We start from the raw sequence: 23,903 nt of genomic DNA, 5'->3' as shown, positions 1-23,903 counted from the left end.
CCCCTACCGCGTGAGATTCGTGACGAATGTCGCTTATGCGGCGCACATACTCGACATTCGTGACGAATGACGAGCCTCAGCTGATGTCGTCGTCTTCGCCGGGGTCAGCGGTGGCGAGGTCCTGGGAGGGCGCGCGCTTCGTGCCCCGGCCGGTGAGCGCCGTGAGAAAGAGCAGCGCCACCAGGGTGATCAGGCCGACGGTGATGAGCGGCCCCGCGAGCATCCAGCCGAGCTGCGAGACGACGAGGGACCCGACGTCGGTCGACGGCGTCGAGCCGGTGTAGGAGAGGCTCACCGAGACCGAGTAGAGCACGATGCCCAGCACGACGAAGCCCCCCGCCACGAGCCAGAGCGCGAGCATCAGCGGGTTGCGCCGGGGCGAGAGGTCGAGCCGGTCGAGGATGCTCGTGGTCGGAGCGGGCGCCGGGGCCGCATACGGGCGGTTGCCGGGCTCGGCCGCGGGCTGCTCCGCCGTCGCCCGCGGCAGGTCGACCGGTGCGATGCTCAGCGACGCCGCTTCGACCGGCCTCCGCTCCTCGTCCGCCTTCTCCGCCGCCCTCTCCTCGGCCGCCGCCGAGGGAGCCGGCGCGGCGCGCAGGCGCGTCCTGGCGCGCTCGCCCGGCTGCGGACGGTAGCCGCGCTGGAACTGCGGGTCGTAACGGGGGTCGATGCCGCGCGCGGCGTCCTTCTGCTCGTCGTCCACGATCATCCCGACCTCCCGCGCATCGGATGGGAGTGGCATCCGATGTGAGCGCTCCCTGCTGCGCAGCTTACCCGCGGTCGCCCGAAGCGGCACCGTGGTCGTCCACCAGGGTGTCGAGCCACTCGCGCGCCTCGGTGAACACCTCGTCGCGGTAGCGCTGGTCGAAGTCGACGCGCACCCCGTCCGCCCGCGGATACGAGCCGAGGAAGATCACCGACGGGCTGAACCGGCGGAGGCCGAGCAGGGCGTCCGCGACGCGCTCGTCGTGGATGTGGCCGTCCGCGTCGATGACGAACCGGTAGCGTCCCAGGGCGTCGCCGATGGGCCGCGACTCGATGAGGCTCAGGTTGATGCCGCGGGTGGAGAACTGCTCCAGGAGGTCGAGCAGCGAGCCGGGCCGGTCGTCCGGCAGCTCGGCGATCAGGCTGGTCTTGTCGGCCCCGGTCGGCGCCGGAACGGTGCGCGACGTGCTGACCAGGACGAACCGGGTGACGGCGTTCGGGTTGTCGCCGATGTTCTCGGCGAGCACGGTCACGTCGTGGTGGTCGACGATCCCGGGCGGGGCGATGGCGGCGTCTGCGGTGCTCCCGTCGAACAGGGAGGCCGCGGCGGCGACATTGCTGGACGCGGGCAGGTGCCCGTGCGCGGGGAGGTTCGCGTCCAGCCATTGGTGGCATTGCGCGTAGGCGACGGGGTGCGCGTTGATCGTCCGCACGTCCGCCAGGGTGGTCCCCGGCCGGGCGACGAGCACGAAGTTGACGGGCACGAGGTATTCGCCCACGATTCGCAGGCCCGGGATGGTCGCGAGCGCGTCCTGGGCGACGGAGACACCGCCCTCGATGGAGTTCTCGATCGCGATCATCGCGGCGACGCTGCGGCCCGCGACCACGTCGGCGAGCGCCTCCCCCACGTTGTTGACGGCCCGCCAGCTCTTGCCGCGGGCCTCGGGGACCTGCGCGAGCGCGGCCTCCGTGAAGGTGCCGGACGGCCCGAGGAAGCTGTAGACCTCGTCCACGGACGCGGGCAGCTCGGCGGTGGGGTCGGCAGGCGCGGAGGACATGGCCCTCAGCTTAGCGAGGCGCATCGCCGCGGCCCTCGCCGGTTCCGCGCCGCCGTGGAAGAGTAGTCGCATGGACGAACGAGCAGGCACCCCCGCGCAGCCCTCCGACCTCATCGACGTGGACGCCCTGCGCCGCGCGTACTACGAGCTGAAGCCCGACGTGAGCATCCCGGAGCAGCGCGTGGTGTTCGGCACCTCCGGGCACCGCGGTTCGGCGCTCGACACCGCGTTCAACGAGGACCACATCGCAGCGACCACGCAGGCGATCGTGGAGTACCGCACCGCCCAGGGGATCACCGGCCCGCTGTTCATCGGCGCCGACACCCACCTGCTCAGCGAGTTCGCCACCACCACGGCCCTGGCCGTACTTGTCGGCAACGAGGTGCGTGTGCTGGTGGACGAGTTCGACGACTGGGTGCCGACGCCGGCCGTCTCGCACGCGATCATCGCCTACAACAAGGCGGGCCACCCGGACCAGGCCGACGGCATCGTCGTCACGCCGAGCCACAACCCGCCGCGCGACGGCGGCTTCAAGTACAACCCGCCGCACGGCGGGCCGGCGGACACCGACGCGACGAGCTGGATCGCGAAGCGCGCGAACGAGATCATCGCCGACGGGCTGCGCGACGTGCGGATGGCCGAGCCGAGCGGCGTCGAGACCTACGACTTCCGCGGCAACTACGTGGCGGACCTCGAGAACATCATCGACGTGAAGGCGATCAAGGAGAGCGGCATCCGCATCGGCGCGGACCCGCTCGGCGGCGCGAGCGTCCACTACTGGCAGGCCATCGCCGACCGGTACGACCTCGACCTCACCGTCGTGAACCCGGACGTCGACCCGACCTGGGCCTTCATGACGCTCGACTGGGACGGCAAGATCCGGATGGACCCGTCGAGCCCGTCCGCGATGGCGTCGGTCGTCGCGCGCAGCGGCGACTTCGACATCCTCACCGGCAACGACGCCGACGCCGACCGACACGGCATCGTCACGCCCGACGGCGGGCTGATGAACCCGAACCACTACCTCGCTGTGGCGATCGACTACCTCTTCACCACGCGCACCGGCTGGCGGAAGGACGCCGCGGTCGGCAAGACGCTCGTGTCGTCCTCCATCATCGACCGGGTGGCGGAGTCGCTGGGCCGGCGCCTGTGGGAGGTCCCGGTCGGCTTCAAGTGGTTCGTCCCCGGCCTGATCGACGGCTCGGTCGGCTTCGGCGGAGAGGAGAGCGCGGGGGCGAGCTTCCTGCGCTTCGACGGCTCGGCGTGGACCACCGACAAGGACGGCATCCTGCTCGCCCTGCTCGCCAGCGAGATCCGCGCGGTGACCGGCAAATCGCCCTCGCAGCTCTACCGCGAGCTGACCGAGCGGTTCGGCGACCCGGTCTACCAGCGGGTGGACGCGCCGGCGAGCCCGGAGCAGAAGGCCGCCCTCGGCAAGCTCGACGGCGACGCCATCGCCGCGACCGAGCTCGCCGGCGAGTCGATCACCGCCAAGCTGAGCCGGGCGCCCGGCAACGACGCCCCCCTCGGCGGCGTGAAGGTCGAGACGGCGACGGCGTGGTTCGCGGCCCGGCCGAGCGGCACCGAGAACGTCTACAAGATCTACGCCGAGAGCTTCGCGGGCGAGGAGAACCTCCGCGAGGTGCAGGAGGAGGCCAAGCGGATCGTGAGCGACGCGCTCGGCGCCTGAGGCTCGGCCGGCAGCCGGTCAGCTGCCCGAGGCGAGCGTCCAGCGATTGCCGTGCGGGAGGGGCTCGTGCGTGAACTCGTCCACGAGCAGGGCGATGAGCGCGAGCCCCCGGCCGGACTCGCCGAAGTCCTCCGGTTCGGGCATCGCCGTCGACGACAGGTCGATGTCGGCCGGCTCGGCGTCGTCGGTGACGACCGCGCGGATGCCGTCCGGCGTGTGACCGACCTCCAGTTCCACGCGGGCGCGGGTGCCCTCCCGGCCGTGCTGGATGACGTTGGTCACGACCTCCACGACGGCCAGCTCGAACGCGCCGCGGCGCTCGGCCGAGAGGTCGGGCCGCCGCTCCGCGAGCTCCGCGAACAGCGCGTGGACGCGCTCGATCGCCTCGGCGTCGGCCGGCGCCAGGAACGCCTCCCGGAACGCCTCAGTCACGGTACGCGTCGTCGGTCGCCGGGTACACGCGCAGGATGCGGTCCAGGTTGGTCAGGCGGAGCACGCCGGCGACCTGCTCGGACGCCGCGGCGAGTCGCAGGTCGCCGCCCGCGGTCCGGGCGGTCTTCAGGCCGCTGACCAGCGCGCCGAGCCCGGACGAGTCGATGAACTCCACCTCGCTGAGGTCGAGCGTGAGCCGCGCGTGGCCCTCGTCCACGATGCGCTGCACCTCGCGGCGAACGGTCGGGGCGGTGACCAGATTGATCCGGCCGCTCGCGGCGAGCACGGCGACGCCGTCCTGCCGGATGGTCGTGGTGATGTTCATCGGAGGCGGGGTTCCTTCCTGGCCGCGTGCGCGGCCGGTCCGCGGTACAGGGCCGCGCGCGGGATGACGGCGAGCACGACGAGGTCGTAGATCACCCAGACCGTGTTCACCAGCGTGCCGAACCCGTCCGCGGTTCCGGCGACGACACGCAGGACGCCCACGACCGCCGCGATCACGAGCACGGCCATCGCCGTGAGCTGGGGCCAGATCTGCCGCCACGGGATGGGCGCACGCCCGCTGCGCTCCTTCGGCGTCACGACAAAGCCCAGCTTGCGCCCGAACCAGACGTTCGCCGCCGCCGTCCAGCACGCACGGATCCACAACGGGAACAGCGCGAGGGCGTACTGCTGGCCCCGCCAGGTCTTCAGCCCGCGTGCCGCGACGAGGAACATCAGCTGGCTCAGGATGAAATACGGGATGAACCGCGCGAAGAACTCGACGCTCCACGCGGTCACCGGCATGATCCCGGTGAGCAGGTAGACGACCGGCGCCGCCAGGTAGACGACCGACGCGAACCCCGACAGGTAGCTCCACATCGTCGCGAAGTACATCAGCCGCTGACCGGCGCTCAGCCCGCGCTTCACCAGCGGGTTGTCCTTCAGCATCACCTGCAGGGTGCCCTGCGCCCAGCGCAGCCGCTGGCCGAGCATCGTCCCCAGGTCCTCCGGGGCCAGCCCCCAGGCAAGGATCTCGTGGTGGTAGACGCTGCGCCACCCGCCCGCGTGCAGCTGCATGGCCGTCGCCATGTCCTCGGTGACCGAGATGGTCGCCATCGGCATCACGGGCTGCGCCTGGCCGGGCCGGTCGACGGCGAGCGTGTCGGCGATGCGCTGCACGGAGTCGATCGCGCCGAGCGGCGACCAGTCCCGCTCGGCGAGCCGGTCGAGCGCGACTTCGTCCACGACGAACGCGCCCAGTTCGGAGTCCGCCTGCACCGGGAGGGCGGCGATCGCCCGGAGGTCCTCCTCCATTGCGGCGATGTCGCTGCGGACCACGGTGCGCGAGACGTCATCCATCTGCTGCTGCAGCCGGTACGTCACCTCGCCGACGCTCTCACCGGCGCGCAGGCGGGCGTTCGCGTCCTCCACGTGGCCGCGGACCTCGGCGATCAGCCGCGCCGTCTCGAGGTCGGCGCGGGCTGACCGCTGCGCCTTGGCGAGCATCCGGTCGGCCGAGCGGAGGGAGAGTCGGACCGTCTGCTCGACGTCGCGCACGTACCCGACGATGCCCAGCTCCATCAGGGCGTCGCGGCGCAGCACCGCGTTGGAGCCGCAGAAGAAGGCGGCGTTCCAGCCGTCCTTGCCCTGCTGGATGGGGCCGTAGAACAGCGGCGCCTGGTTGCCGAGCGGGTCGGCCTCGTCCACGTTCGAGAAGAACTGGGGCGTCTGCACCAGCGCGACCTTCGGGTCGGCGAAGTAGCCGAGCGTGCTGTCCAGGATCTGCGGCTCGGCGATCTGGTCCGCGTCCAGGATGAGGAGGAACTCGCCGTCGGTCTGGAACAGCGCGTTGTTGAGGTTGCCGGCCTTCGCGTGGCGCGGCTTGTCCAGCCAGTCCTCGGTGCGGGTGACGTAGCCGAGACGTTCGCGCTCGGCCGCGGCGCGCATCTCGGCGCGGTCGCCGTCGTCCAGGATCCAGGTGCTGTGCGGGTAGCGGATGGCCTTCGCCGCCCGCGCGGTCGTCAGCACCAGGTCGACGGGCTCGTCGTAGGTCGTGATGAAGACGTCGACGGTGCCGGCCGGGGGCGCGTCCGGGCCGGTACGCACCTTCACACGCCACATCGTGAGCGCGAAGAAGAACGTGTCGACCAGGCTGTAGGTCTCGGCGATCACCAGCGGCACGGCGATCCACCACGCCGACCAGTTGACCGAGGCCAGCCACCGCCACAGCACGTAGTCGAGGCCCGCGAAGACCGTGAGGACGCAGATGAGGCGGAGCAGCCCGCGGTTCACCAGCTGCTCCGGCGGACGATCACGGCGGTCACGTCGTCGATCGGCACGCCCCCGCGCGCGGCGCTGAGGATGCGGGAGACCGCGCCGCCGGGGGTGACATTGCCCCGCACGATGGCCTCCAGCACCGGGAAGGCCCGGTCGCCGCCGAGCGCGTCCAGGACGCCGTCGCTCACGCAGACCAGGGAGTCGTTCGGGCCGAGCACCACCCGGTCCGGCGCGCGCGGCTCCGGCGCGGGCAGGCCGAGCGGCAGCGCGCTGCTCTGCAGCCGCTCGAGCGGCCCCCTGTCACGGACGATCACCGCGAGCCCGTGGCCGGCGTCGACGTAGTCGACCGCGCCGTCCGTGTGCACCTTGGCGTGGAAGAGCGTGACGAAGGTGGCGAGCTGGTCGAGGTCCTCCTCCACCAGCCGGGAGGCGGCGTCCACGGAGTCCTCCAGGTCGGCGAAGTCCATCGCGCTGCGCAGCGCGGTGCGGACGGACGCGCCGACGATCGCGGCTGCCAGTCCCTTGCCCATCACGTCGCCGACCGTGACGCAGAAGTCGTCGCCCACGTCGTACCAGTCGTAGAAGTCGCCGGAGACGCCGCGCGACGGTTCGCACGCCGCAGCGACCTCGAACCCCGCGGCCCGGGGCTTGCGGCGCGGCAGCAGGCCCTTCTGGGCGATCGCCGCGCGGTCGAGTTCGTCGTCGCGGTTGAGCTCGTCCTGCACCCAGTCCGCGAGGTCGCGCAGCACGCGCTCCTGCTCGGGGCTGAGGGTGTGCGGTTCGGTGTCGAGCACGCACAGGGTGCCGACGGCCTCCCCGCCCGGCGCGTGCAGCGGCTCGCCCGCGTAGAAGCGCAGGTGCGGGTCCCCGACGACGAACGGGTTGTCCGCGAAACGCGCGTCGCCCGTCGCGTCCGGCACGATCAGCGCGGCGTCCTGGCGGGCGGTGACGTCGCAGAACGCCTTCTCTCGCGGGGCCTCGGTCGTCAGCCCGATGTGCGACTTGCGCCACTGGCGATCGCCGTCGAGGAGGGTGATGCTCACCATCGGGACGGCGAACAGCTGCTGCGCGAGCCGGGCGATCCGGTCGAACCGCGCCTCCGGCCCCGTGTCGACCACCCGAAGGCCGGCCAGTGCGCGTTGCCGCGCGCTCTCTGTCTGCTGCACCGCCTGCGCGTCGACGACCATGCGTCCAACTGTACTGAGGTGTCTACCGGACTTCAGGGTGATGTCGCTGCGTTGCCAGGAGGAGTCTCCACGTGAAATTCATACCTTCACTGCTTACGTTACACATTCAGGATCGACGGCTAGCCTGTTGCGATGCAGTCCCACCCGAAGCACGAGGCCCCGACCCGCGCGCAGGCGCGCGCCAGCGAGCGTTCGCACGGTGCGCCCGTCGCCCGGCACGGGCGTCTCGCGCCCCGCAGCCTCCGGTCCTCGCTCGGCGCGCTGGCCCTCCGCTCGGTCGCCGTCGTCGCGGTCAGCGCTGCCGCTCTTGTCGGCTTCGCCGCCTTCGACGTGTTCGCGACCGTGAACGCGAAGGAGGCGGTGCGGCTCGTCGACGAGGCCGGCAAGGCGATCGCGCCGCGGGTCGGAGCCGTCGACGGCGCCTTCAACGTCCTCCTCACCGGCAGCGACAGCGGAGGCGGCAATCCGGCCTACGACGTTCGCGGCGCGGCGCTCAACGATGTGACGATGCTGCTGCACGTCTCGGCCGACCACACGAACGCCACCATCGTGAGCCTCCCGCGCGACCTGTACGTGCCGATCCCGTCCTGCCCGAACCCCGACGGCGGCAGCTTCAGCACGATGAGCCGCCAGAAGCTCAACACCACCCTCAGCTACGGAGGGCTCGCCTGCACGGCGCTGACCGTGAAGAAGCTCACCGGGCTCGAGATCGACTACGCCGGGGTGATCGAGTTCGACGGCGTCATCGAGATGTCCAACGCGGTCGGCGGAGTGCCCGTCTGCGTCAGTGGCGACATCAAGGACTCCTACAGCGGGCTGGACGTGAAGGCCGGCGACAACACCCTCCAGGGACAGCAGGCGCTCGCCTTCTTGCGCACCAGGCACGGCGTCGGCGATGGCTCGGACCTCGCCCGGATCAGCAACCAGCAGGTCTTCCTGTCCTCGCTCATCCGCACGATCAAGAGCGCGGACACCCTGGCGAACCCGGTCAAGGTCTACGCTCTCGCGAAGGCCGCCGCCGACAACATCCAGCTTTCCGAGAGCCTCAGGAACATCACCACGATCGCCTCGCTCGGCATGGCGCTGAAGGACGTCGATCCCGCCAAAGTCGTCTTCGTGCAGTACCCGAACCATCTGGAGGGCGACGGCGTCGCCCCTGACTCCCACGAGGCCGAATTGCTGATGTCCGCGCTCCGCGAGGACCGCCCGGTCTCTCTCACGGGCGACACGGGGCTCGGCTCGGAGACGGCGGAGGAGGCGCCCACCCCGGTCGAGACCCAGCCCGAGGTGACGGACGCAGGCTCCGTCGAGTTGCCCTCGAACGTGCACGGGCAGACGGCCGCGCAGGTCACGTGTTCTAAACCGTTCGAGTACTAGCAGTGCTTGCTAGTGGTACTCCGTCCCACCCGGCACTCCGAAGAACTCCTCCAGGGTCGTGACTTTCGTCTCCTTGAGCTGGGTGGCCAGCGAGACGCCGATGTACCGGAAGTGCCACGGCTCGAAGGTGAAGCCGGTGACCGCGACCTTGTCGGCCGGGTAGCGCAGCAGGAAGCCGAAGCGCCAGGCGTTCGCCGCCAGCCACTCCCCCTGCGGTGTGTGGGCGAAGCAGGCGTCGAGGGAGCATTTGGCCGGGACGGCGCTGATGTCGACCGCGAGGCCGGTCTGGTGCTCGCTGTGGCCGGGACGGGCCGTGTCGGTGTCGGCGGCGGTGACGCCGTTGCGCGCGGCGTCGTCGTTGTAGACATTGGTCTGCGACTCGAACGACCGGTAGGCGCTCTGCACGGAGAAGTCGAGCCCGGCCTCCGCCTTGCCCGCGCGGAACATCGCGACCAGCGCCTCCGCGACTTCCGGCCGCATCGGCTGGCGGTTGACGAAGGTGACCTCCGGGTAGACCAGCGAGGCCGGCGCGTAGTTCGGCGGGTTCAGCGGGCGCGGCTTGTTCACGACCACCCAGATGCTCGCCGGGTCGTCGATCGAGTGTGCGGTCTTGTCGAAGGCGGCCACCGTCGCGGTCGGCGTCGCCGTCGGGACAGGCCGGGAGGCGTGCGAGACGGCGACCTGGGACGGTGTGGGCTTGCGGGACGGCTGGCCGGCGGCGGAGCACGCCGTGACGGCGAGCAGCACGAGCGCCGCTGCGGTCGCCACCGCCACGCGTCGGAGACCTCTCGAATTCACGCCCCGAGCATAGACGCCCGAGGTGTCTGTGGCTGTCAGCGCGCTCCCGGTCTCGCCCGGACACGGCCTCCTACTTTGAGAGACTCCAGAAGTGACCGATCGCACCGGGGTGGTCGACCGTGATCGTGTGGTCCAGGTCGCGGTAGTCGGTGTCGGTGTTGTGGCCGGCCATCTCGATGCTGATCTTGCCGTTCACGTTGTTCACCGCCGAGACGATCTGCACGTGGTCGAGCGAGTCGTTGTCGTTCCAGTCGAACATCACGATGTCGCCGACCTTGATCTTGTCGCGCTGGTCGAACGAGTACTCCGTGAGCCCGAGCTTGGTGGCGTTCTCGCGGAAGTAGTCGTCCATCGCCGGCACGTAGCCCCAGGCCGGGCTCCAGTCGGATGCGGCGTCGTGGTTGTACCAGTCGGAGTTCATCTGCCAGCCGCGCGCGATCAGGGTCTGGCTGACGAAGTTGGCGCAGTCGCCGCCGACCGGGTTGAGGTCGCCGTACTGGGTCGTGTTGTAGTTGTTCCAGTGCGCCAGCGCGTACGCGAGCTGCTGGTCCACCGGGGTCTGCGCCTGGTAGGTGTAGGTCTTGCCGGCGGTCGGGATCACCGCGCCGTCGGCCGCGGTGACGACGATCGGCACCGCGCCTGCCGCCCAGTTCGCCGCCTGCGGGACGGTCACGACGATCTTGTCGCTGCCGGGCTGGGTGACCGGAGCCGGCTGGCCGCCGATCTGCACCGAGGCGACCTTGTCGAGGTTCGTGCCGGTGATGGTCGCCGAGCCGCCCGAGAGGCTGCCCACGGCCGGCTGAATGCCGGACACCGTCGCATTCTTCGGCTGCGCCACGGGCGCCACCTTCGCGATCGCCTTCGTCAGAGGGGACGGCTCGCCAGCGCACCCCGTGAACAGCAGGGCGGCGGCGGCCACCGTAGCGGCGACGGCGAACAAACGGCGGGAACGACTGAGAAGACTCATACGACCTTTGGGGATGATTCGGAGGGTGACGGGAATCACCTCGGCCACCGTACCCCCGACGCCTATGCGACACCTGGACGGGGCACAAGCCCGCTCTGCGACAGCCGCGAGAATCCACGGCCGCCCCCGTCACCGCGCGGAATTCGCTCGGACGTTCGCCCGTGGCGAACGGCGGGGCTGAAGCGTAGTCTCACGTTGCCGAAAGACTCGCACTGGGTGTAACTTTGCACTCTCCGCAAAATTCTTTGCCCCACATTGGCGTGACGCTCCGACAGTGACGGGCGTCCCCTCACACGACTCTCGACACGGAGACAGATGTCCAGTCAGACCAGCGCGGCAGTGTCCGCACCCAAACCGATCATGTCGCACCGGCAGATCCTCTTCGTGATCTTCGGCCTGATGGCCGGCATGTTCCTGTCGGCCCTCGACCAGACCGTCGTCGGAACCGCGATCCGCACGATCGGCGACGACCTGCACGGCCTCAGCCAGCAGGCCTGGGTCACCACGGGCTACCTGATCCTGTCGACGATCTCGACGCCGATCTACGGCAAGCTCTCCGACATCTTCGGCCGCCGGCCGTTGTTCATCATCGCCATCGCCATCTTCATCGTCGGCTCGGTCCTGGCGTCGTTCTCGACCTCCATGCTCGAGCTCGCGGCGTTCCGCGCCGTCCAGGGCCTCGGCGCCGGCGGTCTGATGTCGATGCCGCTCGCGATCATGGGCGACATGCTCGCCCCGCGCGAGCGCGCCAAATACCAGGGCTACTTCCTCGCCGTCTTCGGCATCTCCAGCCTCATCGGCCCGCTGATCGGCGGCCTCTTCGCCGGCGCGAACCAGATCCTCTGGATCGCCGGCTGGCGCTGGGTGTTCCTCATCAACGTGCCGATCGGCATCGCCGCGCTGTTCATGGTGCTGCGCTTCCTGCACCTGCCGAAGCACGACCGCGGCTCCGCGCGCATCGACTGGTGGGGCGCCACGGGCGTCATCGTCGCCCTCGTGCCGCTGCTGCTCGTCGCCGAGCAGGGCCGCGACTGGGGCTGGGGCAGCGCAGCCTCGATCTCCTGCTACGTCATCGGCGCCATCGGCATCATCGCGTTCATCTTCATCGAGATGGCGATGAAGGACGACGCGCTCATCCCGCTCAAGCTGTTCCGCTCCAGCACCTTCTCGATGGCGACCGTCATCGGCGTGCTCGTCGGCTTCGGCATGTTCGGTGCGATGCTGACCCTCCCGCTCTACCTGCAGATCGTGCTCGGCTCCTCGCCGACCCTGTCGGGACTGCAGCTCCTCCCGATGATCCTCGGCCTGATGGTGTCCTCCATCGCCTCCGGCCAGATCATCGCGCGCACCGGTCGCTACCGCCAGTTCCCGATCATCGGCACCGCGATGCTCGCGGGCGGGTTCTTCTACCTGACGTTCCTGAAGTTCGGCGACTCGTACTGGTTCATCGCCGGCGCGATGCTGCTGATCGGTCTCGGCCTCGGCCAGCTCATGCAGACGCTGACCATCGCCAGCCAGAACTCGGTCGGCCTCCGCGACATGGGTGTGGCGACCAGCGCCTCCACGTTCTTCCGTCAGATCGGTGGAACGCTCGGCACCGCGGTGCTGCTGTCGCTGCTGTTCACGGTCTTCCCGACGAACATCCAGACCGCGCTCACCGACAAGCCGACGCTGACCAGCGCCCTCGACGCCGCGCTGACCCCGTCGGTCGCGTCCGCGCCGGAGAACAAGCAGATCATGGAGAAGATCTACACGCCGATCACGAGCAAGGCGACCGCCGCCACGCAGCAGGCGCTGCAGAAGGCCGTCGACGGCGCCAAGGCCGCCGCCACCCAGGCCGTCGCCGGTCAGGTCGCCGCGGGCCACATCCCGCCGCAGGCTCAGGCCCAGGCGGAGGCCGCCGCCCAGCAGCAGGCCATCCAGGCCGCCGCGACCAAGATCGAGGCGCAGGCGCCGTACGCCAAGGTCGCGAGCGACGGCACGGTGACGCTGGACTTCTCCGACGCGACGGCGCGCTCCGCCTACGTGGACACGCTGGTGCCGGTCATGCAGACGCAGCTCAAGAAGAGCAACAACGCGAACAACAGTTCCGACATCAACGACACCTCGTTCCTGAACACGGCCGACCCGCGGCTCTCCAAGCCGTTCCTGGTCGCGTTCAACAACTCCGCGGTGCAGGTCTACTGGGTGGCGATGATCGTGGTCCTGGTCGCGTTCGTCCTGTCGCTGTTCTTCAAGACCCCGCCGCTCCGGGCGAAGTCGGCGCTGCAGGAGGCCGCGGACGCCAGCGCGGAGGCGGCAGCCGCCCGCGAGGGCGCCGAGGCCGGCGAGCGCCAGCCGGTTCCGGTGGGCGCGATGGCCGCCGCCGACACCGACGCCGCCGCTCGCGAGGAGCTCGAGGAGACCGACCTCGGCCTGATCGCCAGCCGCGTGGCGGGAGAGACCGGCGCGCTCATCGAGCCGGTGGTCGACACCGCCTCCGTCGCCGCCCAGCGGCCGCGGCCGGCGGTCGACTGACCGGGCTCACTCCACCTCACCGACGGGACGGCCGTCGCCCATCCGGGCGGCGGCCGTTCCGCCGTCTGCGCCCGCGGGCTGGGGCGGCACACGGCGCAGCACCAGCGGCGTCACCACGCCGTGCAGCACGATGCTCCCCACCACGGTCAGCACGGTCACGCTCAGCACGTCGCCGCTGTCGCTGTCGGGGAGGTGGTTGTAGGCGAGCAGCCCGAACACGATGGAGGCCGTGCCGCGCGGGCCGATCAGCCCGAGGTAGGTGCGCTCCCGCCACGTCACCGGCGAGCCGAGCATCGACACGTAGACGGGGACGGCGCGGAAGAGCGTCAGCGCGAGCACCGCGATCACGAGCACGCGCCAGTCGATGCCCTCCACGATCACCGCCGTCGTCATCCCGCCCAGGATGAACCAGACGAAGTCGGACGCGACCGTGCTGGCCTCCTCCACCAGCAGCAGTTCGTCCTGCGGGACCGCGCGCAGTTCGCGGCGGCGCGTGCGGGTGACGCGGAACATCACGCCAGCGACGAAGGCGGCGACGAAGCCGTTCGCCGCCAGGTCGTGCAGCGTCGCGATCCCGTAGGTCAGCAGCGGCGCGATGAGCATCACGAAACGGATCCCGGACGCGTTCGCCCAGTCGCGGTCGGAGGCCCAGCGGGTCAGCAGGCCGAGCACGCCCCCGATGACGACGCCGACGACGATCGCGACGACGGTCGCCGGGACCGCGCCGAAGAACGCGTAGACGGCCTCCGACAGGTTCTTCTCGACCTCCTTCTCGCTGGCCCCGGAGAGCTGCGCGCCGCTGTTCGCGACCTTCAGGATGCTCGGGAGGGCGACGGCGATCGCGACCGACATGGCGAACAGCGGCGAGATGAGGCCGTCGTTGTAGCCGCTCTCCACGTTGAGGATCTGGCGCACCCGGGCGGGGACACGCCCCGACCGCAGCAGAGCGGTGGCCGGCGCGAAGTCGGTGGGCATGACGATGCAGGCGATCACGATCAGCACGAAGACGTTGAGCGCGGGGAGGAGCCAGGCGCCGGTCACGACCACGAGCGCGAGCGACAACGGGAGGGCGATCAACACGAGCCGCGCGAGGCTTCGGCCCTGGCCGCCGAAGATCCCGCCGCGCACCTCGCACGCGTCGACGAAGAGCAGAACGGCGAGGATCAGCTCGACGACGTGCTGGGCGACATCGCTGTCGATGGCGTCGGTGAAGCCCTTCACGTCCACGAGGACGACGAGCGAGCCGAGCACCGCGAGTGCGGCGGGACCGGCGATCCCGAACCGCTCGAACCGGTGCGCGACGAGCGACCACAGCGCGACGGCGGCGAAGCCGACGAGGATGATGACCGGCATCCGCGCACCCTCCCCTCCTGCCACGGGCCGGGACCAGTCTGGACCCGCCTGCCGCGTCGCGCCAGGCCGCAACATTCGTCCCGAATGTCGCGAATGCGCGCGTCAAACGCGACATTCGTGCCGAATGTGCCTCCGCCCCCCGCCGGGCGGTCCCTCCCGCTTTCGTGCCGAATGTGGGGAAAGGCGGCGCGAAAGGCGACATTCGTGCCGAATGTCGCTCGACTAGAGGGCGCTGAGCACGTCCACGGCGAGGGCGCGGGCGTCGCGGAGCCGGCGGCGGTCGGCCTCCAGGCCGGCGCGGACGAGTGCGCCGTTGAGCACGTAGGAGAGGTGCTGGGCCGTCCGGTCGGCGCGGGCACGGTCGGTGAGCTCGCGGAGCCCGGCCGCCAGGATGGCGTCGACCTCCGCGAGATGGCGGCGCACGGTCTCACGTCCCGGGTCGCCGAGCGGCAGCTCGGCCGCCGCGTTCAGGAGGCCGCTGCCGCGGTACCCGGGCTCCGGCGCCAGCGCGGCCTGGTCGAGGTAGGCGTCGAACACGGCGAGGATCCGCGTGAACGGATCAGGGGCCCGGCGGGCGCGGCGGGCGTAGAGGGCCAGCCATTCGGCGTGGCGGGCTTCCAGCACGGCTGAGACGAGCGCCGACTTCGACGCGAAGTTGTTGTAGAGGCTCATCTTCGCGACGGCGGCGTCGGCGGTGATCGCGTCGATCCCGGTCGCGGCGATGCCGTCGGCGTAGAACCGCCGAGCGGCCGCTTCGAGGATGCGACGGCGGGCAGCGCCGACACGCACCCCGCTGTTGCGTGCGGACTCCGCCATCGGTGCCTCTCCCCTATCTAGGTAGGTCAGTCTACCTAAAAGGCGGCCAATCAAGGTCACGGTTCGATCACGCAGCGCCTCACCACCCGCGGAATACCGCGCATTTCGCCTTCCAGAAAGTAATTGGCGTCTTTTCAACGATGAGAGCGCGACCACAGTCGCGCTTGACATCCGCGCCCCACGGGATTTACATTCTCATCCAACCGTGAGAGCGCTCTCACGGCCTTCAAAGAGAGCGCTCTCACTGGTCACACCAGACCACGCACACACACGCACAAGGGAGTGATCCGTGAAGCTTTCACGACGCACCAAGGTCGCTGCGGCACTCGCCGCAACGGCCTCGTTCGCCCTCGTCGCGACTGGCTGCTCAGCGAGCGGCAGCGACGCAGGAACCAGCTCGAACCCCATCACGCTGACCGTCACGACGTTCGGCACGATGGGCTTCGACAAGCTCTACTCGCAGTACGAGAAGGAGCACCCGGGGATCAAGATCAAGGCGACCAACATCGACACCGGCGACAACGCCCTGACCGACTGGCAGACCAAGGAGGCCGCCGGCAGCGGGCTCCCCGACGTCCAGGCCGTCGAGGAGGGCTGGCTCTCCAAGGTCATGCAGGTCTCCGACCAGTTCAACGACCTCAAGGACTACGGCGCCAACGACATCAAGAGCCGCTGGGTCGACTGGAAGCTGAAGCAGGCCACCGACAAGAACGGCCGCATCATCGGCTACGGCACCGACATCGGACCGGAGGGCCTCTGCTACAACGGCAAGCTCTTCGCCGCGGCCGGCCTCCCCAGCGACCGCGACTCCGTCGCCAAGCTGTTCGGCGGCGCCAACGCCACCTGGGACGACTACTTCAAGGTCGGCGAGCAGTACAAGGCGGCCACCGGCAAGGCGTTCTACGACCAGTCCGGCTTCATCTGGAACGCCATGGTCAACCAGCAGCCGGAGGGCTACTACACCAAGGACGGCAAGCTCAACATCCAGAACAACAGCGACCTCAAGGCGCTGTGGAGCAAGCTGGCCGGCGGCGCCGCCGCTGGGCTGTCCTCCAACCAGACCCAGTGGGACTGGGGCAAGGGCAAGGCGTTCACCGACGGCTCGTTCGCCACGTTCGTCTGCCCGGGCTGGATGCTCGGCGTCGTGCAGGGCCAGGTCAAGGCCGGCGGCGGCGACGCCTCCACCGGCTGGGACTTCGCGAACGTCTTCCCGGGCGGCGCGGCCAACTGGGGCGGCTCGTTCCTGACCGTCCCGAAGCAGTCCAAGCACCCGAAGGAGGCCGCGGCCCTCGCAGCCTGGCTCACTACGGCCAAGTCGCAGGTCGCCACCTTCCAGGCGGCCGGCACGTTCCCCTCGGTCACCGCGGCGCAGTCCGACCCCGGAGTGACCGGCGCGAGCGACCTGACGAAGTTCTTCAACAACGCCCCCGTCGGCCAGATCCTGGCGGAGCGCGCGAAGGGCGTCGTCGCCCAGTACAAGGGACCGGACGACTCGGTCATCCAGTCCCAGGTCTTCGGTCCGTCCGTGCAGCAGCTCGACTCGGGCAAGGCGAACGGCGACCAGGCCTGGGCCAACGCGATGAAGCTGCTCGACCAGCTCGTCGTCAACAAGTAGGACACCTCACCAGTCGGGCCCCGCTGCTGTCGGCGGGCGGGGCCCGAACCCTCACCTGAGCCATCCGCTCCGCTCCACCCCTCCCCTCATGGAGAACCGCATGACCACCGTCACCCGCACCCCGGAGGCCGCCCCCGCCGCGGCCCCGCGCGAACGCGACGACCGCCGGGCACTCACCTTCAGGCAGAAGCTCAGCCGCTTCGACGTCAAGGCGTCGCCGTACTTCTACGTCGCGCCGTTCTTCGTGCTCTTCGCCCTCGTCGGACTGTTCCCGCTGATCTACACGTTCGTCGTCTCGCTCAACAACTGGAACCTGCTCACCGGCCCCGGCCAGTGGGTCGGCTTCGCCAACTACGTCACCGAGCTGAAGGACCCGTTCTTCTGGAACTCGCTCTTCAACACGGTCAGCATCTTCCTGCTCTCGGCCATCCCGCAGCTGATCGCCGCGGTGTTCATCGCGGCGATGCTCGACCAGAACCTCCGGGCGAAGACCTTCTGGCGGATGAGCGTGCTCCTCCCCTACGTCGTCACCCCCGTCGCCGTCACGCTGATCTTCTCGAGCGCGTTCGACGAGAAGTACGGGCTGATCAACAACATCCTCCAGGCCGTCGGCCTCCACCCGATCATGTGGAAGACCGAAACGCTCCCCTCGCACATTGCGATCGCGACCATGGTCAACTGGCGCTGGACCGGGTACAACGCGCTGATCCTGCTCGCCGCGATGCAGGCGGTGCCGCGCGACATCCACGAGTCGGCCGCACTCGACGGAGCGGGAGCGTTCCGCCGGTTCTTCTCGATAACGCTGCCGAGCATCCGGCCGACGATGATCTTCGTGATCATCACCGCCACGATCGGCGGACTCCAGATCTTCACCGAGCCCAAGCTGTTCAACCCGTCGAGCGCGGTGCCGGGCGGCCCGCAGCGGCAGTACCAGACGACCGTGCTCTACCTGTGGGACATGGCGTTCAACCGGCAGAACTTCGGGAGGGCGTCCGCAATCGCGTGGATGCTGTTCCTCCTCATCGTGGCGTTCGGCGTGCTGAACTTCCTGATCTCGCGCCGCATCGCCTCCACCGAAGCGCGCGTGCACCGGTCGCGGACGGCCAAGCGACTGGCGCGCAGCCGGGCGTCGGCCACGGCGAACGCCGTCGCGACCGAGACCGACTCCGATTCCGGACCTGCGGCGAGCGCCGAGGGCGCCCTCACGCTGGCCGCTGCGAACGAGGAGAAGAACGTATGACCACCGCGACCCGCACCTCCCCCGCCGCGGAGCGCACTCCGCGCCGCCGCGCGCTCGGCATCGACCGCCGGCCGGGCTTCCTCACCTACGGCATCCTGATCGCGATCTTCGTCGGCGGCGCCTACCCGCTGTGGTGGTCGTTCGTCGCCGGCTCCAGCGACAGCACGGTGCTGACCTCGACGTGGCCCCCGCTGCTGCCGGGAGGCCAGTTCTGGAAGAACGTCGGCGCCGTGCTCGACACTGTGCCGTTCTGGCAGGCGCTCGGGAACTCGATCATCGTGTCCACCGTCATCACCGCCTCGGTCGTCGCCTTCTCGACGCTCGCCGGGTACGCGTTCGCGAAGCTGCGGTTCCGCGGCCGCGAGGGGCTGCTGGTGTTCGTCATCGGCACGCTCGCGGTGCCGACCCAGCTCGGCATCATCCCGCTGTTCATGGTGATGAAGCAGTTCGGCTGGACCGGGAGCCTCGGCGCGGTGATCGTACCGACCCTGGTCACCGCGTTCGGCGTGTTCTTCATGCGGCAGTACCTCGTCGACGTCATCCCGGACGAGCTGATCGAGGCCGCGCGGGTGGACGGCGCGAACATGATCCGCACGTTCTGGCACGTCGGCGTGCCCGCCGCCCGGCCGGCGATGGCGATCCTCGGGCTGTTCACGTTCATGACCGCGTGGACCGACTACCTCTGGCCGCTGCTCGTCGCCCCGCAGAACCCGACCCTTCAGGTCGCGCTGAGCCAGCTGCAGTCGGCCAAGTACGTCGACTACTCGATCGTGCTCGCCGGCGCCGTGCTCGCGACTGTCCCCCTGCTCATCCTCTTCGTGCTCGCCGGCCGGCAGCTTGTCTCCGGCATCATGGCGGGTGCGGTGAAAGGCTAACGAATGACCGACGACCGTACCGCCGCTCTCCCCTCGCTCGACGCGGCGCGCTGGCCGACCGGCTTCCTCTGGGGCTCCGCGACCGCGGCCGCCCAGATCGAGGGCGCCGCCCACGAGGACGGCAAGGAGGACTCGATCTGGGACGCGTTCGCCCGCGTTCCCGGCGCGATCGCCGGCGGCGACAGCCCCGAGCGCGCGATCGACCACTACCACCGCGTGCCGCAGGACGTCGCCCTGATGCGGGAGCTCGGCCTCCAGTCGTACCGGTTCTCCACCTCGTGGGCCCGCGTCAAGCCCGGCGACCGCTCCGTCAACCGGGCGGGACTGGACTTCTACAGCCGACTGGTCGACCAGCTGCTGGAGGCGGACATCCTGCCCTGGCTGACGCTCTACCACTGGGACCTCCCGCAGGCCCTGGAGGAGCGCGGCGGCTGGGCGAACCGCGAGACCGCGTACCGCTTCCGCGACTACGCGGTGGCCGTGTACGACGCACTCGGCGACCGGGTGACGCACTGGACGACCTTCAACGAACCGCTCTGCTCGTCGCTCATCGCGTACGCGGCAGGCGAGCACGCACCGGGGCGCCGGGAGCCGCGCGCCGCGCTGGCCGCCCTCCACCACCAGCACCTCGCGCACGGCCTCGCCGCCGCTGCGATCCGCGACCTCGCCGGTGAGCACGACGGCCGCGCAGAAGAACTGCGGATCGGCATCACGCTCAACCTGACGAACGCGATCCCCGACGACCCGGAGGACGTTCGCGACCGGGACGCCGCCCGCCGCATCGACGGGCTGTGGAACCGGATGTACCTCGACCCGCTGCTCGGGGGCACCTACCCCGCGGACGTGCTGGAGGACCTCCGCGAGCACCGCTTCGAGGAGCTGGTGCACGACGGCGACCTCGGCGTCATCCGGCAGCCGATCGACTTCCTCGGCGTGAACCACTACCACGACGACAACGTCAGCGGCCGGCCGCTCCCTGAGGACGCGGCACAGGCGCCCGCGCCCACCGACCGGCCGAAGTCGTCGCCGTTCGTCGGCAGCGAGTTCGTGACCTTCCCGCCCCGTGACCTGCCGACCACCGCCATGGGCTGGGAGGTCAACCCGAACGGCCTCCGGGACCTGCTGGTGCGGCTGACGGCCGAGTACCCGGCGCTCCCTCCGCTCTACATCACGGAGAACGGCGCGGCGTACGACGACGTGGTGGACGACGATGGCCGCATCCGCGACCTCGAGCGCGAGGCGTACATCCTCGACCATCTGGACGCGGTCCGGGAGGCTATCGCGGAAGGTGCGGACGTCCGCGGGTACTTCGTCTGGTCGCTGCTCGACAACTTCGAGTGGGCCTGGGGATACGCGAAGCGGTTCGGGATCGTGCACGTCGACTACGAGACGCTGGAGCGCACGGTGAAGGACTCCGGACGAGCGTACGCGCGGGTCATCGCGGAGGCGGCCCGCTCCGTCGAGGTCGTGGGCGTGCCCACTCGATCGGCAGCCGCGCGCGCCTAACATAGGTCGGGCGTCGACCGACGCCCCCGACGCCCGAGCGGCCCGAGGAGAGGACCCCATGACGACGGAGCAGGTGGACGGTCGCAGCGTGCCGACCCTGGAGGCGGTGGCCGCGCGCGCGGGCGTCTCCCGGGCGACCGTGTCCCGCGTCGTGAACGGCTCCCCGCGGGTGACGCCGGAGGTGGTGGAGGCGGTGACGCGCGCGATCGCCGACCTCAACTACGTGCCGAATCGCGCCGCCCGCTCGCTGGCCTCCCGCCGCACGCAGGTGATCGCGCTGGTGGTGCCGGAGTCGACGGCGAAGGTGTTCGCCGACCCGTTCTTCGCGTCCATCGTGCAGGGCGTCGCGCTCAGCCTGGCGGACACCGAGTACACGTTGAACATGGTCATCTCATCGGAGACCAACCCGGACAAGACCCGGCGGTACCTGATGGGCGGCAACGTCGACGGTGCGCTCGTGGTCTCCCACCACTCCGGCGACCACTCCTACGCGGAGCTGGGGTCGACGCTGCCGATCGTGTTCGGCGGCCGTCCTGTCAGCGAGGCGCAGCACGAGTCGTATTTCGTGGACGTGGACAACGTCGCGGGTTCGGCGGGGGCCACGGAGCACCTGATCGCGCGCGGCCGCAGGAACATCGCGCTCATCACCGGCCCGCAGGACATGCCCGCCGGTCTCGACCGCTACACCGGCTGGCGGCAGGCTCTGGAGGCGCACGGGCTGGACAGCTCGCTGGTGGAGTACGGCGACTTCTCCCCGTACTCCGGGATGGAGGCCATGCGCCGGCTGCTCGCGACGGGCCGGCCGATCGACGGCCTGTTCGCCGCGAACGACCAGATGGCGGCGGGCGCGTACTCGGCCATCCACGAGGCCGGGCTCGGCATCCCGGACGACATCGCGGTGGTCGGCTTCGACGACGACAACTTCGGGCTCACCGCGACCCCGCCGCTGACCACTGTGCACCAGCCGTCCATCGGCCTGGGTCAGGCGATGGCCCGCGTCCTCGTCCGCCGCCTCGCCGGTGAGCCCGTCGACCGCGTCACCCTCCTCCCCACCGAACTCGTCATCCGCCAAAGCTCCTGACCAAACCGCCGAGTACGCGAATAATCTGCGTACCCGGCCGTTTTCGCCGGATTATTCGCGTACTCGCGGGTTGGGGAGGGTGAGGGGCTCAGGCGAGGGCGCGGTAGAGGCGGTTGCCGATGACGGCGAGGAGGAAGCCTGTCGTCGCTATCGCGGAGACGCCGCCGGCGTAGGCGACGAAGAGGTGCTCGGTGTGACTCTGAGTCGCGTTGTAGGTCACCGCGAGCGCCACGGCGGCCACGACCCCGCACGCTCCGGCGATCCAGACCAGCGCCCACAGCTTCGACCGCACCGGCGGGTCGGCCGGGCGGCGGCGCAGCCCGGCGAGGACGGCGCCCGCGACGCAGGCCCAGAACGCTACGACGAGCATCGCGGCGATGACGTCGCTCGGCCGGTGCCACTGCTCCACCAGGGTGGAGGCTCCTGCGGCGATGGTGAACACCGCGCCGACCACCGCGGCGAGCGGCCGCAGGCGCGGCGAGGCGACGAGGAAGACGACGAGCGCGGCCGAGGCCGCCACGGAGGTGTGGCCGGAGGGCAGCGAGTTCGCGAGGCCGGTGTCCACACCCTTCGCCGGGCGGGAGAGCACCGAGTACTTCAGCACCTGCGTGCTCACGTTCGCCGCGATCGCGGCGCCCACGGCGATCGCGAACACCATCCAGTTGCGCCTCACCAGGACGATGATCACGGCGATGATCGCCCCGATCACGACGGCCGCGAGCGGCAGCGCGTTGAGGAAGGTGTGGGCGAAGTCGATCAGGTCGCCCTTCCACTTCTCGGCTCCCGCGAAGGACTGTTCGTCGATCACCTGGCCGATGTAGCTCTGCACGAAGAACAGGTAGATCGCGACGAACAGCACCACCGACCCGAGAGCACCCCAGACGAACGGGAGCAGGCGGAGGGGTGCGGGTCGCATAGTTGACTAGCCTTCCACACCGTCCCGGGGAACTTCCATGGAGGAGCCGGAACGTCGCCCGGAAGGCGGCGGGTGCGCAACCCCGCCCGCACGGTGTAGGACGGGCACCATGAGGAGCTTCACGAACACCATCCAGATCGACGCTCCCGCGCACGACGTCTACGCCGCGCTGCGGGCGGTCGACGCCTACCCCGCGTGGCTCGGCCACTCGCTGGTCTACCGCGGGACCCGCGTGCCCACCGCGGCGGCTGTGCCGGACTCCGCGACGTACGTCGACTCGACGATGGTCGGGCGGATGCGCGGCGAACTGATCGACGACGTCCCCGACCATGAACTGCGCTTCCACCAGGCCAAGCCGTCCGGGCGCGTCGACGCGCTCATCGTGTACGGCGTCGAAGACCGGGGAGGCGTCACCCGCGTCACCCGGATCGGCCAGCTCACCACGCGCGGCATGTACCGCGCTGTCGAGCCGATGTTCGTCATGATGGCGGCCCGGGAGAGCCGGCGCACCATGAGGGCGTTGAAGGCGCATGTCGAAGCGGCGCCCGTCGAAGCGGCGCCCACCGAACCCCAGCCCGGCGAGCCCGGCGCGTGAACGCCGTCAGCCGACGAACCGCACCTCTGGCCGCTCGCTGAAGCGCCTCCGCATCACCGCGATCGCGTCGGGGCTGCGGTCGACCAGCACGAACCGGCGGCCGAGCGCCGCCGCGACCGCGCCCGTCGTCCCGCTGCCGGCGAAGAAGTCGAGCACCCAGTCGCCCTCCCGGCTGGACGCCTGCACGATGCGGCGGAGGATGCCCTCCGGCTTCTGGGTCGGGTACCCGGTCTTCTCGCGGCCGGTCGGGGACACGATGGTGTGCCACCAGACGTCGGTGGGCAGCTTGCCGAGCTCGGCCTTCTCCGGGGTGACCAGGCCTGGCGCCATGTAGGGCTCCCGGTCGACGGCGGAGGAGTCGAAGAAGTAGTCGCCGGGGTTCTTCACATAGACGAGGATCGTGTCGTGCTTCGCCGGCCAGCGGTTCTTGGTTTTGGCGCCGTAGTCGTACGCCCAGACGATCTCGTTGAGGAACGACTCCCGGCCGAACAGCGCGTCGAGCAGCACCTTGGCGTAGTGGGACTCCCGGTAGTCGAGGTGCAGGTACAGCGTTCCGGTTTCGGCGAGCAGTCGCCAGGCCTCCATCAGGCGCGGCTCCAGGAAGCTCCAGTAGTCCTCGAAGCGGTCGTCGTAGCTGAGGATGTCGCCCTTGATGCGCTCGTAGCTGCGCCCCTTGAACCCGATGACACTGCCGGCGCCGGCTTCCGCACGCACCGCCGTGGTGCGCTGCCGCGCCTGCGAGCGGCCGGTGTTGAACGGCGGGTCGAGATAGATGAGCTGGAACGCTCCGGACGGCAGCCCGGCGACGACCTCCAGGTTGTCGCCGTGGACGATCGTGCTCGGCCCGTCGGCGAGCCACAGCGGCTGCGTGGCGGCGACGGGTTCGGACATTCCTCCATTCTCCCGTATTCGCGGG

21 protein-coding genes are annotated in these 23,903 nt (G+C 70.0%); 9 read left to right on the top strand and 12 right to left on the bottom strand.

Annotation, left to right across the window (positions count from 1 at the left end):
• Positions 1 to 76: 76 nt before the first annotated feature.
• Both AC1ROW_RS16990 and pheA read right to left on the bottom strand, forming a co-directional pair.
• Entirely contained in the window at positions 77 to 742 is a 666-nt protein-coding gene (locus tag AC1ROW_RS16990) for a hypothetical protein (RefSeq protein ID WP_493020067.1), read from the bottom strand.
• 28 nt (positions 743 to 770) lie between these two features.
• A complete protein-coding gene (gene pheA / locus AC1ROW_RS16985; RefSeq protein WP_493020066.1) occupies positions 771 to 1,763 on the bottom strand; it encodes a prephenate dehydratase in 993 nt (330 codons plus the stop codon).
• Between the two features lie 70 nt (positions 1,764 to 1,833).
• On the opposite strand from pheA, the gene pgm reads away from it, so the two are divergent.
• On the top strand, positions 1,834 to 3,453 hold the full coding sequence (pgm, locus tag AC1ROW_RS16980) for a phosphoglucomutase (alpha-D-glucose-1,6-bisphosphate-dependent) (RefSeq protein ID WP_493020065.1): 1,620 nt from the start codon (positions 1,834 to 1,836) through the stop codon (positions 3,451 to 3,453).
• Between the two features lie 18 nt (positions 3,454 to 3,471).
• Here pgm and AC1ROW_RS16975 read toward each other — a convergent pair whose 3' ends face one another.
• From AC1ROW_RS16975 to AC1ROW_RS16960, 4 genes are read right to left on the bottom strand one after another with little or no spacing between them, the layout of a single operon-like run.
• Complete coding sequence (locus AC1ROW_RS16975) at positions 3,472 to 3,885, bottom strand: ATP-binding protein (RefSeq protein WP_493020064.1); 414 nt, start codon at positions 3,883 to 3,885, stop codon at positions 3,472 to 3,474.
• On the bottom strand, positions 3,878 to 4,210 hold the full coding sequence (locus AC1ROW_RS16970; protein ID WP_493020063.1) for an STAS domain-containing protein: 333 nt from the start codon (positions 4,208 to 4,210) through the stop codon (positions 3,878 to 3,880). The genes AC1ROW_RS16975 and AC1ROW_RS16970 overlap by 8 nt, the downstream gene beginning before the upstream one ends.
• Positions 4,207 to 6,159 (bottom strand): glycosyltransferase family 2 protein, encoded by a 1,953-nt coding sequence (locus AC1ROW_RS16965; RefSeq protein WP_493020062.1) that lies wholly within the window; start codon positions 6,157 to 6,159, stop codon positions 4,207 to 4,209. The genes AC1ROW_RS16970 and AC1ROW_RS16965 overlap by 4 nt, the downstream gene beginning before the upstream one ends.
• Positions 6,156 to 7,331: a PP2C family protein-serine/threonine phosphatase gene (locus AC1ROW_RS16960; protein ID WP_493020061.1), complete on the bottom strand. Its 1,176-nt coding sequence runs from the start codon at positions 7,329 to 7,331 to the stop codon at positions 6,156 to 6,158. The genes AC1ROW_RS16965 and AC1ROW_RS16960 overlap by 4 nt, the downstream gene beginning before the upstream one ends.
• Positions 7,332 to 7,463: 132 nt before the next feature.
• Here AC1ROW_RS16960 and AC1ROW_RS16955 point away from each other — a divergent pair, with 132 nt between their 5' ends.
• Entirely contained in the window at positions 7,464 to 8,708 is a 1,245-nt protein-coding gene (locus AC1ROW_RS16955; protein WP_493020060.1) for an LCP family protein, read from the top strand.
• 9 nt (positions 8,709 to 8,717) lie between these two features.
• On the opposite strand, the gene AC1ROW_RS16950 is transcribed toward AC1ROW_RS16955, so the two are convergent.
• Together AC1ROW_RS16950 and AC1ROW_RS16945 are read right to left on the bottom strand one after the other, a co-directional pair.
• The gene (locus AC1ROW_RS16950) at positions 8,718 to 9,506 is read right to left on the bottom strand and encodes a M15 family metallopeptidase (RefSeq protein WP_493020059.1); all 789 of its coding nucleotides are present in this window, start codon (positions 9,504 to 9,506) and stop codon (positions 8,718 to 8,720) included.
• A 70-nt stretch (positions 9,507 to 9,576) separates the two neighbouring features.
• Positions 9,577 to 10,473: an amidase domain-containing protein gene (locus AC1ROW_RS16945; protein ID WP_493020058.1), complete on the bottom strand. Its 897-nt coding sequence runs from the start codon at positions 10,471 to 10,473 to the stop codon at positions 9,577 to 9,579.
• Positions 10,474 to 10,788: 315 nt separating this feature from the next.
• Between AC1ROW_RS16945 and AC1ROW_RS16940 the strand changes: the two genes are divergently transcribed.
• Positions 10,789 to 12,990 carry an MDR family MFS transporter gene (locus AC1ROW_RS16940; RefSeq protein ID WP_493020057.1) on the top strand — a complete coding sequence of 734 codons (2,202 nt, stop codon included), beginning with the start codon at positions 10,789 to 10,791 and terminating at the stop codon, positions 12,988 to 12,990.
• Between the two features lie 6 nt (positions 12,991 to 12,996).
• Here AC1ROW_RS16940 and AC1ROW_RS16935 read toward each other — a convergent pair whose 3' ends face one another.
• On the bottom strand, positions 12,997 to 14,343 hold the full coding sequence (locus AC1ROW_RS16935) for a cation:proton antiporter domain-containing protein (protein ID WP_493020056.1): 1,347 nt from the start codon (positions 14,341 to 14,343) through the stop codon (positions 12,997 to 12,999).
• A gap of 222 nt (positions 14,344 to 14,565) precedes the next feature.
• Positions 14,566 to 15,159 carry a TetR/AcrR family transcriptional regulator gene (locus AC1ROW_RS16930; RefSeq protein WP_493020055.1) on the bottom strand — a complete coding sequence of 198 codons (594 nt, stop codon included), beginning with the start codon at positions 15,157 to 15,159 and terminating at the stop codon, positions 14,566 to 14,568.
• A gap of 289 nt (positions 15,160 to 15,448) precedes the next feature.
• Between AC1ROW_RS16930 and AC1ROW_RS16925 the strand changes: the two genes are divergently transcribed.
• From AC1ROW_RS16925 to AC1ROW_RS16905, 5 genes are all read left to right on the top strand, one after another.
• The gene (locus tag AC1ROW_RS16925; protein ID WP_493020054.1) at positions 15,449 to 16,774 is read left to right on the top strand and encodes an ABC transporter substrate-binding protein; all 1,326 of its coding nucleotides are present in this window, start codon (positions 15,449 to 15,451) and stop codon (positions 16,772 to 16,774) included.
• Positions 16,775 to 16,874: 100 nt separating this feature from the next.
• Positions 16,875 to 18,014 (top strand): carbohydrate ABC transporter permease, encoded by a 1,140-nt coding sequence (locus tag AC1ROW_RS16920; protein WP_493020053.1) that lies wholly within the window; start codon positions 16,875 to 16,877, stop codon positions 18,012 to 18,014.
• The gene (locus tag AC1ROW_RS16915; RefSeq protein ID WP_493020052.1) at positions 18,011 to 18,889 is read left to right on the top strand and encodes a carbohydrate ABC transporter permease; all 879 of its coding nucleotides are present in this window, start codon (positions 18,011 to 18,013) and stop codon (positions 18,887 to 18,889) included. The genes AC1ROW_RS16920 and AC1ROW_RS16915 overlap by 4 nt, the downstream gene beginning before the upstream one ends.
• Before the next feature lie 3 nt (positions 18,890 to 18,892).
• Positions 18,893 to 20,395 (top strand): GH1 family beta-glucosidase, encoded by a 1,503-nt coding sequence (locus AC1ROW_RS16910; RefSeq protein ID WP_493020051.1) that lies wholly within the window; start codon positions 18,893 to 18,895, stop codon positions 20,393 to 20,395.
• Positions 20,396 to 20,453: 58 nt separating this feature from the next.
• Positions 20,454 to 21,476 (top strand): LacI family DNA-binding transcriptional regulator, encoded by a 1,023-nt coding sequence (locus tag AC1ROW_RS16905; protein WP_493020050.1) that lies wholly within the window; start codon positions 20,454 to 20,456, stop codon positions 21,474 to 21,476.
• An 88-nt stretch (positions 21,477 to 21,564) separates the two neighbouring features.
• Here the strand turns inward: AC1ROW_RS16905 and AC1ROW_RS16900 are convergent, their stop codons facing one another.
• The gene (locus AC1ROW_RS16900) at positions 21,565 to 22,392 is read right to left on the bottom strand and encodes a phosphatase PAP2 family protein (protein ID WP_493020049.1); all 828 of its coding nucleotides are present in this window, start codon (positions 22,390 to 22,392) and stop codon (positions 21,565 to 21,567) included.
• Between the two features lie 109 nt (positions 22,393 to 22,501).
• Here AC1ROW_RS16900 and AC1ROW_RS16895 point away from each other — a divergent pair, with 109 nt between their 5' ends.
• Positions 22,502 to 22,987 (top strand): SRPBCC family protein, encoded by a 486-nt coding sequence (locus AC1ROW_RS16895; protein ID WP_493020048.1) that lies wholly within the window; start codon positions 22,502 to 22,504, stop codon positions 22,985 to 22,987.
• 6 nt (positions 22,988 to 22,993) lie between these two features.
• Here AC1ROW_RS16895 and AC1ROW_RS16890 read toward each other — a convergent pair whose 3' ends face one another.
• Positions 22,994 to 23,878 (bottom strand): DNA-methyltransferase, encoded by an 885-nt coding sequence (locus tag AC1ROW_RS16890; RefSeq protein WP_493020047.1) that lies wholly within the window; start codon positions 23,876 to 23,878, stop codon positions 22,994 to 22,996.
• Between the last annotated feature and the right edge of the window lie 25 nt (positions 23,879 to 23,903).

The organism is Leifsonia sp. GW821-FHT13C09, assembly GCF_058806435.1.
This window is presented reverse-complemented; position numbering and strand designations above follow the sequence as displayed.